The 12,393-nt window shown below is 71.0% G+C and carries 12 protein-coding genes; 1 reads left to right on the top strand and 11 read right to left on the bottom strand.

The features are described 5' to 3' along the window. Positions 1-4: 4 nt before the first annotated feature. Together rimI and tsaB are read right to left on the bottom strand one after the other, a co-directional pair. Positions 5-511 (bottom strand): ribosomal protein S18-alanine N-acetyltransferase, encoded by a 507-nt coding sequence (rimI, locus tag OG219_RS29270; RefSeq protein WP_266463855.1) that lies wholly within the window; start codon positions 509-511, stop codon positions 5-7. Positions 512-528: 17 nt separating this feature from the next. Continuing rightward, on the bottom strand, positions 529-1,176 hold the full coding sequence (gene tsaB / locus OG219_RS29265; RefSeq protein WP_266831404.1) for a tRNA (adenosine(37)-N6)-threonylcarbamoyltransferase complex dimerization subunit type 1 TsaB: 648 nt from the start codon (positions 1,174-1,176) through the stop codon (positions 529-531). A 122-nt stretch (positions 1,177-1,298) separates the two neighbouring features. On the opposite strand from tsaB, the gene OG219_RS29260 reads away from it, so the two are divergent. Further along, the gene (locus tag OG219_RS29260) at positions 1,299-1,853 is read left to right on the top strand and encodes a hypothetical protein (protein ID WP_266831402.1); all 555 of its coding nucleotides are present in this window, start codon (positions 1,299-1,301) and stop codon (positions 1,851-1,853) included. A 62-nt stretch (positions 1,854-1,915) separates the two neighbouring features. Here OG219_RS29260 and OG219_RS29255 read toward each other — a convergent pair whose 3' ends face one another. The 9 genes from OG219_RS29255 to glmS all read right to left on the bottom strand — a co-directional run bounded on the left by OG219_RS29255 (position 1,916) and on the right by glmS (position 12,297). Continuing rightward, positions 1,916-2,104, bottom strand: coding sequence for a hypothetical protein (locus OG219_RS29255; RefSeq protein WP_266831400.1), 189 nt, complete (start codon positions 2,102-2,104; stop codon positions 1,916-1,918). 181 nt (positions 2,105-2,285) lie between these two features. Continuing rightward, positions 2,286-2,819 carry a tRNA (adenosine(37)-N6)-threonylcarbamoyltransferase complex ATPase subunit type 1 TsaE gene (tsaE, locus tag OG219_RS29250; protein ID WP_266831398.1) on the bottom strand — a complete coding sequence of 178 codons (534 nt, stop codon included), beginning with the start codon at positions 2,817-2,819 and terminating at the stop codon, positions 2,286-2,288. Then, positions 2,785-4,023: an alpha/beta fold hydrolase gene (locus tag OG219_RS29245; protein WP_266455907.1), complete on the bottom strand. Its 1,239-nt coding sequence runs from the start codon at positions 4,021-4,023 to the stop codon at positions 2,785-2,787. Before OG219_RS29245 ends, tsaE begins: the two co-directional genes overlap by 35 nt. 111 nt (positions 4,024-4,134) lie before the next feature. Next, positions 4,135-5,292 (bottom strand): alanine racemase, encoded by a 1,158-nt coding sequence (gene alr / locus OG219_RS29240; protein WP_266831396.1) that lies wholly within the window; start codon positions 5,290-5,292, stop codon positions 4,135-4,137. Positions 5,293-5,344: 52 nt separating this feature from the next. Further along, complete coding sequence (locus tag OG219_RS29235) at positions 5,345-6,232, bottom strand: L,D-transpeptidase (protein ID WP_266831394.1); 888 nt, start codon at positions 6,230-6,232, stop codon at positions 5,345-5,347. A 433-nt stretch (positions 6,233-6,665) separates the two neighbouring features. Further along, a complete protein-coding gene (locus OG219_RS29230) occupies positions 6,666-8,102 on the bottom strand; it encodes an NAD(P)H-hydrate dehydratase (protein WP_266831392.1) in 1,437 nt (478 codons plus the stop codon). Positions 8,103-8,121: 19 nt separating this feature from the next. Continuing rightward, positions 8,122-8,493: a holo-ACP synthase gene (locus OG219_RS29225; RefSeq protein ID WP_266831390.1), complete on the bottom strand. Its 372-nt coding sequence runs from the start codon at positions 8,491-8,493 to the stop codon at positions 8,122-8,124. Positions 8,494-8,527: 34 nt separating this feature from the next. Beyond that, positions 8,528-10,105, bottom strand: a complete 1,578-nt coding sequence (locus tag OG219_RS29220) for an ABC-F family ATP-binding cassette domain-containing protein (protein ID WP_266836267.1) — start codon at positions 10,103-10,105, stop codon at positions 8,528-8,530. A 344-nt stretch (positions 10,106-10,449) separates the two neighbouring features. After that, positions 10,450-12,297 carry a glutamine--fructose-6-phosphate transaminase (isomerizing) gene (gene glmS, locus OG219_RS29215; RefSeq protein ID WP_266831388.1) on the bottom strand — a complete coding sequence of 616 codons (1,848 nt, stop codon included), beginning with the start codon at positions 12,295-12,297 and terminating at the stop codon, positions 10,450-10,452. Positions 12,298-12,393 lie beyond the last annotated feature (96 nt).

The following is a 12,393-nucleotide window of genomic DNA, read 5'->3' as shown; positions in this document are numbered from 1 at the left end:
GATCTCAACCATTGATCTCTGTTCCTTGTACGCCGTTTACTGAGGGGGAACCCGCGGCGGAGCCGCTGTCGGACGCCGTGTGGAGGCGCATCACCAGGGCGTCGATGTTCCCCGGCTGGTAGTAGCCCCGCCGGAAACCGATGGCCTCGAAGCCGAAGCGCTCGTACAGCTTCTGCGCGCGGACGTTGTCCACCCGGCACTCGAGCAGCACCTCGGCGCACTCGAACGCGGTCGCGGCCCGCAGCAGTTCGGCCAGCAGCCGTGCGCCGAGCCCGGTGCCCCACTGCTCGCGGCGCACGGCGATCGTCTGTACGTCACCGAGGTCACCGGAGGCCGCGAGTCCCGCGTACCCGACGAGGCGCCCGCCCTCCTCGGCCACGACATACCGCCGCGTCGCCTCCGGACCTCGCGAATGAGCCAGCTCGGACCAGAACATCCCCCGCGACCAGGCGTCCTCGGGGAAGAGGTCCTTCTCCAGCTCCAGTACGGGATCGATGTCCCACCAGCGCATCTCGCGCAGCTCGGTGGTCACTTGGGGGTGACCACCTTGTAGTTCTTGGGCACCTGGGCGTCCGGGCGGCGCAGGTAGAGCGGCCGGGGAGCCGGGATTTCCTCGCCCGCCGCGAGCTTCTCCGCGGCCAGGGACGCGAGCGCGGCGGCCGAGACGTACTCGGGCGCGCGGGCGTCCGGGAAGGTGTCGGGGTAGAGCAGCGCACCCGCGCCGACGGCGGGCAGGCCGCCGAGGTCCAGGTCCGCGGGCCGGTCCACGGCGGGCTCCGACACGCGGGTACGGGGATCGGCGTACCGCGCCCAGTAGACCTCCTTGCGTCTCGCGTCGGTGGCCACGACGAAGGGACCCTCGATCTCGGACGCGTAGGCGAGCCCGTCGAGGGTGCACAGGCCGTACACGGGCACGCCGAGTGCGAGCCCGAAGGTGTCGGCGGTCATCAGGCCGACGCGGAGCCCGGTGTAGGGGCCGGGGCCGACGCCGACCACGATGCCGGTGACGGCGTCGAGACGCAGGCCGGCTTCGGCGAGTACCCGGTCGACGGCCGGCAGCAGCAGCTCCCCGTGCCGACGCGCGTCCACCTGGCTCGACGAGGCGATGACGGACGTGCCGTCGTGCAGGGCGACGGTCACTGCGGGGGTGGCGGTATCCAGAGCGAGCAAGAGCACGCAAACAGCCTACGGCGCCCGGGGGCAAGGCACGGCCGCCCCGGTCTGCCGGGCCCCGGCTGCTAACGTCAACACAAGAGGCGTACAGGGTCAGAACACGGTTCGAGAGGTGGGCACACAAGGTGGCTAGGAGCAGCTCGGGATTCGTGGCCGGGCTCACCGTGGCGGCGATCGCAGCAGTCGGCTTCCTCGCCTACCAGGCGTCCGCGAGCGTGCCGGACACCCTGGGCAAAGCGGACACCAGCGCGTCGCCCAAGGCCTCCGCCTCGAAGACCCCCAAGAACACGGCGAACCCGACGGCGCTGCCCACCGCGTCCGGCGCCGGTGAGCGGGTCGTCTACTCGACCGACGACGACCGTGTGTGGCTGGTCGCCGCGAACAACAAGGTGCAGCGCACGTTCGAGGTGACACCCGGCACGGTGGATCCGACCGCGGGCACGTACGCCGTGACCACGCGCACCAACTCGACCGCCGGGTCGGACGGAGTGCAGATCGAGCACGTCGTACGGTTCACGTCGGTCGACGGCATCGCGATCGGCTTCAGCGCCGCGGTGAACGGCTCGACGGCCGCCCCGAGCGCCTCGAAGAAGCTCGGCGGCATCCGAGAGTCCCGAGCGGACGGCGACGCGATGTGGAACTTCGCAACGGTCGGCGTCAAGGTAGTGGTCGTCCAGTAGAGCGCCCCTTTAGGGGCGCGGGGAACTGCGCGACAAGCCCCCACCGGACCCGCAGGGGAAAACTAGGCGGCCTTGCGGGGCTGCTCAACCCCGGGCACCTCGGGCAGTGGCGCGAGCGGCGCCCGCGACACCGCTTCGGCCGCGGCGCACGACGCCAGCAGATCCCGCATCGACACCCCGGCAGCTACCCGCGGCGCCTGCTGTCGCACCGGCACGTCACGCTCTGAAGCCGACCGTTCTGAAGCCGACATGGACGCCTCCTGAGCTTCGGGGGCCACCGTGGTTAGGTAGACCTAACCACGGACTGATGTCCATGTGACCACGCCCGGGACGCGAAAAGCAACATCTTGCCGACGTCTTGTCGGAACGTTATTCGAATGTACGAAGAAACGGCCGCGCCCGGCTGTACCGGGGCTCGGCGCCCGCCTGCGTTCAGGCTGAAAGCACACTCAGATCAGCCGTCGCCCAGCGCCCCCCGAGCCCGGTCAGCGTCACGTGCCGTACCTCGTCCGTGGTGTCCCCAACGGCCCGGTGGATCACGACGTGCAGCCGGTCGTCGGTGAGCTCCTCGACCTTGCCCTCGCCCCACTCCACGACGATCACCGAGTCGGACAGCGAGACGTCGAGATCGAGGTCCTCCATCTCGTCGAGCCCGCCGCCGAGGCGGTACGCGTCCACGTGGACCAGCGGCGGACCGTCGCCGAGAGAGGGGTGCACGCGGGCGATGACGAAGGTCGGGGAGGTGACCGCGCCCCGCACCCCGAGACCCTCGCCGAGGCCGCGCGTCAGTGTCGTCTTGCCCGCGCCGAGCTCGCCGTTCAGCATCACGAGGTCACCCGCGCGCAGCAGCTTGGCCAGGCGGAGGCCCAACTCGCGCATTTGTTCAGGGGAGTTGACGGTGAACTGGACGCGGGCCCCCGCCGCGGCGGGCTCAGCCGGGTTGTGCGGTGCTGCTGGTCGTTCCATAGCCACCAACGGTAGCTCCTGCCGGGACGGCGCCCGCGCGCATGAGGAGGTCCGCGAGACGGTCTATGACGACCTCGGGGTGCTCAAGCATCACGAGGTGTCCGGCGTCCGGCACGAGCACCAGCTCGGCGTCCGGCAGCAGATCGGCGATCGCCTCGCTGTGCTCGCTCGGGGTCACCAGGTCCTTGACCCCGGCGAGGACGAGGACGGGCATGTCGGCGAAGTACGCGAGCGCCTCGGTCTTGTCGTGTTCGGTGAACGCCGGGTAGAACTCGGCGACCACGTCGATCGGCGTGCCCTCGATCATCCGCTCGGCGAACCGCTCGACGGCCGGGTCGACGTCCCGTCCCGCGAACGAGTAACGCTTGATGACCCCGGCGAACAGATCGGCCGTGGCCCGCCGCCCCCGCTCCACCAGGGCGGCCTGCTGTCCGAGCGCCTTCAGCACACCGGGCAGCACCCGCCGCACGGCGTTGACGCCCGCGACGGGCAGCCCGAAGTTGACCTCGCCGAGCCGCCCCGAGGACGTACCGACGAGCGCGGCGGCGACGACCCTTTCGCGGATCAGTTCGGGGTACTGGTCGGCCAGCGCCATCACCGTCATGCCACCCATGGAGTGCCCGACCAGCACTATCGGCCCCTCGGGCGCGGCCGCGTCGATGACGGCCTTCAGGTCCCGGCCGAGCTGGTCGATGGTGACCGGCTTGTGCTCCTCGACCTGGGCGACGCCCCGCCCGGACCGCCCGTGGCTGCGCTGGTCCCAGTGCACCATGCGCACCACACCGCGCAGCGCGGCCCGCTGGAAGTGCCAGGAGTCCTGGTTGAGGCAGTAGCCGTGGCTGAAGACGACGGTGACGGGGGCCGGGGCCTTGCGGCCGAAGAGACGCCGCCGGCGACCGCCGAGCGGAGCCTCGGGCTCGACGTCGTCGACCTCGTAGTACAGCTCGGTGCCGTCATCGGCGTACGCCTTGCCGGGGGTGCCGCGCAGCGCGCCGTACGGTCCCGCGGAGTCGAGGGCGAGCCGGGCCCGCTCCCGCATGCCGCGGCCGACCGTGAGCCGCTCTATGGCGACTCCGGCGGCGGCGCCGGCCGCGACCACGCCTATGGCGACGCCCGCGATACCGGTTGCCTTGCGCCAGTTCCCGGCGGAGGCGGCGACCGCCGAGGCCGCACTCGCGACGGCCTCCGCGCTGCTCTCGCTCACTTCCCGCTCCTCTTCGCCGGTTTCTGCACTGTTCGGGGTACTGCCGTGGTTACTGCCGTGTTCCGCACCGTTGGAGGTACAGGCGCGCCTGCGCCGCACACCTATTCGCTGTTACCCGTTTTGTTCGTCATTCACCTTCACGTACACACGCGGTACGCGGGTTCCGATCCGGGTGACGATTTCGTACGCAATTGTTCCCGCGGCCCGTGCCCAGTCCTCGGCGGTCGGCTCGCCCCGGTCGCCGGGCCCGAACAGCACGGCCTCCGCACCGACTTCCGGCTCGTCCCCGCCGAGGTCGACGACGAACTGGTCCATCGCGATCCGACCGGCGACCGTCCGCAGCTTGCCGCCGACCAGCACGGGTCCGGTGGCGGAGGCGTGACGCGGGATGCCGTCCGCGTACCCGACGGGCACGAGGCCGAGGGTCGTGTCGCCGGGGGTGATGTAGTGATGCCCGTAGCTGACGCCGTGCCCCCCTTCCACGTGCTTCACCAGGGCGAGCGACGCGCTGAGCGTCATCACCGGGCGCAGGCCGAAGTCGGCGGGGGTGCCGATCTCGGGGCTCGGCGAGACGCCGTAGACCGCGATTCCCGTGCGTACGAGATCGAAGTGGCTCTCGGGAAGGGTCAGCGTGGCGGGCGAGTTGGCGATGTGCCGCACCTCGGGGCGGGCGCCCCGCTCCTCGGCGTACGCCACCATCTCGCGGAAAAGGGTGAGTTGGGCCTGGATGGAGGGGTGGCCGGGTTCGTCGGCGCAGGCGAAGTGCGACCAGAGGCCGGTGACGGTGATCAGTCCGTCGGCCTCGGCGCGCAGGGCCTGGGCGACGAGTTCGGGCCAGTCCGCGGGCCCGCAGCCGTTCCGCCCGAGGCCGGTGTCGGCCTTGAGCTGGACGCGGGCGGGTGCGCCGGTGTCGCGGGCCGCCTGGGTGACCTCCCGCAGGGCCCACAAACCACTCACCGACACATCGAGGTCGGCCTCGATGGCCTGGGCCCAGGGGCCACCGGGCGTCCATAGCCAGCACAGGATCCGGCCCGGCAGTCCCGCCGCCCGCAGCGCGAGGGCCTCCTCGGGGGTGGCGGTGCCGAGCCAGGCGGCGCCCGCCTCGCGCGCCGCGCGGGCACACGGGACCGCCCCGTGGCCGTACGCGTCGGACTTGACCACGGCCATCAGGGCCGCGGACGGCGCGTGGGCGCGCAGGGTCCGCACATTGGCCCGGAGTGCGGCCAGATCGATCTCGGCGCGGGCGCGCAGGGGTGCTGTCTCGTTCATAGCGTCCCCAGTGTCTCAGAGGGGTCCGACAGCACCCGGGCACCGGTGGCACTCAGGTACCGGCCCGGCGGCCCCATACGTAAACCCGGTCGCCCTTCTTGAGGACGCCCCACAGCTTGCGGGCGTCGGCGAGCCGCAGATTCACACAGCCCCACGAGCCGACCGTGGTGTTGATGCTGCCGTAGACGGCGTGGAAGGCCTGTCCGCCGTCGAAGAACTGGGCGTACGGCATGGGGGTGTTGTAGAGCGTCGACCAGTGGTTCTTGTGCTTCCAGTAGACCTTCTTCCACCCGGTCCGCGTCCGGTACCCGGCCCGCCCGCTCCTCATCGGCACCGGCCCGTAGACGACCTTCTTCCCCTTCTGCACCCAGGTGAGCTGACGGGTGAGATCCACACAGGCCACGCGGTACGACCGGACAGGACACTTCTTGGCCGCGTTCGGGTTCTTCTTCGCCGACAGCAACTGCATCTGGGCCCAGGTGACGGGCCCGGCGAAGCCGATGTTCGGCTTGATCTTGTGCTTCGTCTGGAAGGCACGGATGGCGAGACAGTCGGCGCCCAACTGCTTCCCGTCCACCTTCAGCTTCAGCCACCGCTCGACCTGCCGCTGGTAGGGCCCGGTCCGCTTGCTGCACGCGACCTTGGCGGCGGCGTCCCCGAGCGGCACGTACTCGACGAGCGCGTACGTCGCCTCCATCGCGTCCCGCGGCTCGGCCGTGTCCTCCGCGACGGTCGGCGTGTACACCTTCGGCGCCAGCACCTGGTCGGGCGTATCGATCTGCCACGGCTGGTACGGCCCCGGCGGCACCCCGGGCACGAGCTCCGCCTCCGGCCCGGAAGCGGGGGGAACAGGTTCCGCATACGCCGCCCCGACAGGCAGGACGGTCACCGCGGCGAGCATCACCGCGATCCCACGACACGTCATTCGTCTGCTGATCATGTGATCAGCCATACGCAATGGAAAGGCGCCCACGGGTGAGCCGCGCGGAGGGGGTCGCCCGTTAGGCGGGCTGGGGTGGGGTCTTCTTCGCCCCCTCCGCCCCTACCCGTCCCGTACCTGGGGGCTGCCGCCCCCAGACCCCCGCATCGCGCTGACGCGCTCGTCCTCAAACGCCGGACGGGCTGAAAGATCTTTCCCCGGACGGGGAGAAAGCTCGCCTCGGACGGGGAGAAAGCTCGCCCCGGCAGGGGAGAAAGATCTGCCGCCAGCACTGAAAGATCTGCGGCTGGGGCGAAAGAATGTGGTCGGGGCGAAAGATTTCAGCGCCGGCCGGGGAAAGTTTCAGCCCCTCCGGCGTTTGAGGAGCGGGGTCTGGGGCGGAGCCCCAGGGGCAAGGGACGGGTAGGGGCGGAGGGGGCGAAAAACACTCACCTCAGCCACACACATCCCGCCAGGCACCCGGAATCGCATCAGCCACGTCATGCGCCCCCACAGGCGCCCCATCCGCAGCAAACCGCCCCGCAAGCCCATGCAAATACGCAGCCACACTCCCCGCATCCAACGCGGACAACCCCGCCGCAAGCAACGACCCCCCAAGCCCCGACAACACGTCCCCACTCCCGGCGGTGGCCAGCCACCCCGTCCCCGTCGAATTCACCCGCACCACCCCACCCCCGGCGTCAGCGACCAACGTCGTAGACCCCTTGAGCAGCACAGTCGCCCCATAAAGCCCCGCAAGCTCCCGCACGGCAGCCAGCCGAGCCCCCTCGACGGACTCCCGCGAGACTCCAAGCAGCGCCGCCGCCTCCCCCGCATGCGGGGTCATCAAAGTCGGCGCCCCCCGCCCCCGCACCACCGCCCGCGAGGCCAGCCGCAACCCGTCCGCGTCCAGCAACACGGGCACATCGGCCGTCAGCGCCTCCCCCACACCCGACGCATCGTCCCCGGCCCCCGGCCCCACCACCCACGCCTGCACCCGCCCGGCATGCTTGGGCCCCTGATCGGACACCAGCGTCTCCGGAAAGCGGGCGAGGACCGCGCCCCCGGCGGGCCCGACGTACCGCACGGCCCCCGCCCCACCCCGCAAGGCCCCGGCCACGGCAAGCACGGCCGCCCCCGGATACCGCGCCGACCCGGCGGCGATCCCGACGACCCCCCGCCGGTACTTGTCGCTCGCCGCCCCCGGCACCGGCAGCCGCGCCGCCACATCCACGTGCTGCAGAGCCTCCAACTCGGGCTCGGCAGGCAGTTCGGCCCCGAGCCCGATGTCGACAAGCCGCACCGACCCGGCGTACTCCCGCGCCGGATCGATCAGCAACCCCGGCTTGTGCGTCCCGAAAGTGACCGTGAGGTCGGCGCGGACAGCGGCCCCGCGCACCTCGCCGGTGTCCGCCTCGACCCCGCTCGGCAGATCGACGGCGACGACAGCCGCGCGGGAACCGTCGACGAGATCGGCCAGCGCCGCCGCGTCGGGCCGGAGCCCGCCCTTGCCCCCGATCCCGACGATCCCGTCGACGACGAGATCGGCCCGGCGGACGAACTCCTCGGCGGCGGCCGGGCTCACGGTCCGTCCGCCCGCCCGGCGCAGCGCCGCGACGCCTCCTGGGTGCGTGCGTTCGGGGCTGAGCAGGACAGCCGTGACACCGGCCCCACGCCCCGCCAGCCGCGCCCCCGCGTACAGGGCGTCCCCGCCGTTGTCCCCGCTCCCCACCAGCAGCACGACCCGGCTCCCGTACACCCGCCCCAGCAACTGGGCGCAGGCGACGGCCAGTCCGGCGGCGGCGCGCTGCATCAACGCCCCCTCCGGGAGCCGCGCCATCAGCTCCCGCTCAGCAGTCCGTACGGTCTCCACGCTGTACGCAGTACGCATACGGTCGAGTTTCCCGCAGCTATCCCTCCGCCACCACCACAGCCGAGGCCACACCCGCGTCATGGCTCAGCGACACATGCCAGGACCGCACGCCCAGCTCGGCCGCGCGGGCGGCCACCGTGCCCGTCACCTTCAACCGCGGCTGCCCGCTGTCCTCGACGTAGACCTCGGCGTCCGTCCAGTGCAGGCCCGCCGGAGCGCCCAGAGCCTTGGCCACGGCCTCCTTGGCCGCGAAGCGGGCCGCGAGCGAGGCGACCCCCCGCCGCTCACCGCTCGGCAACAGCAACTCGCTCTCCACGAACAGCCGCTCGGCCAGCCCGGGCGTCCGCTTCAGAGACGCCGCGAACCGGTCGATCTCGGCCACGTCGATACCGACCCCGATGATGCTCATGCCGAGACCCTACGGCGATCCAGCACCGCCGCTCTCACCTCTCCCCCGGGGCCAGCTCCAGGCGGGTGCCGTGGAAGCGTTCGCGCAGGAGGCGGTCGTGTGTCACCACGACCAGGGTGCCGGTGTAGCGGGCCAGGGCTGCCTCGATTTCTTCCACCAGGGCGGGGGCCAGGTGGTTCGTCGGCTCGTCGAGGAGCAGCAGGTCGAGCGGGCCGGCCGTCACGAGGCGGGCCAGTTCGAGCTTGCGGCGCTGGCCGACGGACAGGTTCCGTACGGGGACGGTGAGGTCGGAGGTGTGGAACAGGCCGAGCGCGAGGAGTACGTCGGCGTGTTCGTCGGGGTGCCCCGCCCGGCCGGCTGCGAATGCCGCGAGCAGCGTTCGGGCGTCGAAGGCTTCGTCGGGCGCGCTCTGCTGACGTAGGAATCCGACCCGGCGCGGTCGGCGCACGATGCCGTCGTCAGGCGTCAGTTCCCCTGCCAGCAGTTGGAGAAGTGTGCTTTTGCCGACTCCGTTGGGGCCGGTGACGAGGAGTCGGTCACCAGCGGCGAGTTTCAGCGAAGGAATCTGCAACCGCCCCTCGACCAGGACACCTTCCAGGTGCACGGCCGTTGATGATTCGTCGACGGTCGGCGTGCCTTCGACGCGGCCTGTGAAGCGCAGTGGCTGAGGAGGGGGCGGCACGGGGTGTTCCGTGAGCCGTTGCAGCCGCTCGCGTGCGTTCCGGATGCGACTCTGTGCACCGTGCGCCCGCGAGCGCGCTCGGAAAGCGCCAGCACCGCTGAAGGCCCACGGCGCCTTGCGGGGGATCTCGGCCAGCGTGCCGATACTGGAGTCCGCGAGGTGTTCCTGTCGGGCGACCTCATTGCGCCACTGCTCGTGATCCCACGCCCACCGGGCCCGGGCGGCCGCCTTGGCGGCGAGGAAGCCGGCGTATCCATTGCCGTAGCGCCGGACCGTCCGCTGATCGTGGTCGACTTCCAGGATGGTGTCGGTGACGCGTTCCAGGAACGCCCGGTCGTGCGTGGCCACGACGACCGTGCCCCGATGACGGTGCAGATGCCCTTCGAGCCAGGCCACGGCCTCGTCGTCCAGATCGTTGGTCGGCTCGTCGAGCAGCAGCAGTTCGGGGGCCAGGGCGAGCGTCGCGGCGAGGGCGAGGCGGGAGCGCTGCCCTCCGGAGAGGGTGCTCAGCGCACGCTCCCGGTCCAGTGGTGTGTGCTCGCCTAGCCGGCGCAGGTTCACGTCGACCCGGCGATCCGCTCCGTGCCCGCCCCGCGCATCGAACTCGGCCACCAGCGCGGCGTAGCGCTCCAATTCGGCAGTGCCGGCCGTGCCCAGTGCGGCCTCGGCGACACGAATGCGGTGCTCCAGGGCGCGCAGTTCGCCCAGTACGTCATCCACGGCGTCGCCCACGCGCGCCGAACCGGGCAGATCGAGAGTCTGGCGCAGGTGGCCGATCCCGCCCGGTGCGATGACGGTCAGGCTGCCGTTGTCGACGGGCTCCTGTCCCGCCAGCAGCCGCAGGAGCGTGGACTTCCCAGAGCCGTTGTCCCCGACGATCCCGACCTTTTCGCCCGGCCGGACGGTGAGGGACACGCGGTCCAGCACCATGCGGTCGCCGTAGCGCTTGGTCACCTCGGCGAGAGCGATCTGAGACGTGGTGAGAGGAGAAGCAGTGACGGTGGTGCCGACGGAAGCACAGTGCAAGAGCAGTCCTTTGCTGGGTGACAGGGTCATGTGGCGAGCAGCAGGAGCCCCCGCTGCCGACCGACAAACATGAAACTAGACGATACGGTCCGTCTCGTCAAGCCTCGGCCCTCAAAATAACCCCGCCGGGAACCCCTACCCCCCGCCACCGGCCGTCCGCCGCCGAGCCCACCCGGCGTGCAAGCGAGGCCCGACCGCGCCCACGCCAACCCACCTCTAGGCGGCAGCAAGCCCGCCCTGAAGCCGGCTCACTCCACCGTCACCGACTTCGCCAGGTTCCGAGGCTGATCCACCTCGTTCCCCCGAGCCGTGGCGAGCTCGCAGGCGAAGACCTGCAACGGCACTGTAGCCACCAGCGGTTGGAGCAACGTCGGCGTGGCCGGGATCCGGATGAGGTGGTCCGCGTACGGCACCACCGCCTCGTCCCCCTCCTCCGCGATCACGATCGTCCGCGCACCCCTCGCCCGGATCTCCTGGATGTTGGACACGATCTTGTCGTGGAGGACGGACCGGCCCCGAGGCGACGGCACGACGACCACCACCGGCAGGTCGTCCTCGATCAGCGCGATCGGCCCGTGCTTCAGCTCACCCGCCGCGAAGCCCTCGGCGTGCATGTACGCCAGTTCCTTGAGCTTGAGCGCGCCCTCCAGTGCGACCGGATAGCCCACGTGCCGCCCGAGGAACAGCACCGTGTTCTTGTCGGCGAGGGACCGCGCCAGCTCCCGTACCGGCTCCATGGTCTCCAGGACCTGATCGACGGAAGCGGAGATCTGGGACAGGTCGCGGATCACGGCCAGGATCTCGTCGCCCCACTTGGTGCCGCGTACCTGACCGAGGTACAGCGCGACCAGGTAGCAGGCGACCAGCTGCGTCAGAAACGCCTTGGTCGAGGCGACCGCGACCTCCGGACCGGCGTGCGTGTACAGCACCGCGTCCGACTCGCGCGGGATCGTCGAGCCGTTGGTGTTGCAGATCGCCAGCACCTTGGAGCCCTGTTCGCGGGCGTGCCGCAGCGCCATGAGGGTGTCCATGGTCTCGCCGGACTGCGAGATCGCGATCACCAGGGACCGCGCACCCAGAATCGGATCCCGGTACCGGAACTCGCTGGCGAGCTCCACCTCGCACGGGATCCGCGTCCAGTGCTCGATGGCGTACTTGGCGATCAACCCGGCATGGAAAGCGGTCCCGCACGCCACGATGACGACCTTGTCGATCTCGCGAAGCTCGTGGACCGGGATCCGCACCTCGTCCAGAGTCAGCAGGCCGGCCGCATCGATGCGCCCCAGCAACGTATCGGCGACCGCCTTGGGCTGCTCGGCGATCTCCTTGAGCATGAAGTAGTCATAGCCCCCCTTTTCTGCCGCCGAGGCGTCCCAGTCCACGTGGAAGGCGCGCACGTCGGCGGGGAGGCCGTCGAAGCCGGTGACCGTCACCCCGTCCCGGCGCAGCTCGACCACCTGGTCCTGACCCAGCTCGATCGCCGACCGCGTGTGGGCGATGAACGCGGCGACGTCCGAGGCGAGAAAGGCCTCGCCCTCTCCAACGCCCACCACGAGGGGCGAGTTCCGCCGCGCCCCGACGACCACGTCCGGCTCGTCGGCGTGCACCGCCACCAGCGTGAACGCGCCCTCCAGGCGCCGGCACACCAGCCGCATGGCCTCCGCCAGGTCCGCGCAGACCGAGAACTCCTCGGCGAGCAGATGCGCGACCACCTCGGTGTCCGTCTCGGAGGCCAGATGGTGCCCGCGCTCCGCCAACTCGGCCCTGAGCACCGCGAAGTTCTCGATGATCCCGTTGTGGACGACGGCGACCCGTCCGGCGTTGTCGAGGTGCGGGTGGGCGTTCGCGTCCGTGGGCCCGCCGTGCGTGGCCCACCGAGTGTGCCCGATCCCGGTCGACCCGGTCGGCAGCGGCCGTTCGACCAGCTCCTTCTCCAGGTTGACCAGCTTCCCGGCCTTCTTCGCGGCGGCGAGCCCCCCGTCCGCCGGCACGGCGACACCCGCCGAGTCGTACCCCCGGTACTCCAGTCGCTTCAGTCCGGCCATCACCACGTCAAGCGCCGACTGCGACCCCACGTATCCCACGATTCCGCACATGGCGGCAGCCTAAGGGCCGACCCCCGCCCCAACCCGGCACGTCGTGCCCGATATCGGAAATTCCCACCCCTCCCAGCGCTCCCCCCGGAGTAGCCC

Origin of the sequence: Streptomyces sp. NBC_00038 (assembly GCF_026343635.1) — a bacterium.
Classification (GTDB): Bacteria; Actinomycetota; Actinomycetes; order Streptomycetales; family Streptomycetaceae; genus Streptomyces.
Note: the sequence above shows the minus strand (reverse complement) of the source record. Positions and strands in the feature narration are given on the sequence as shown.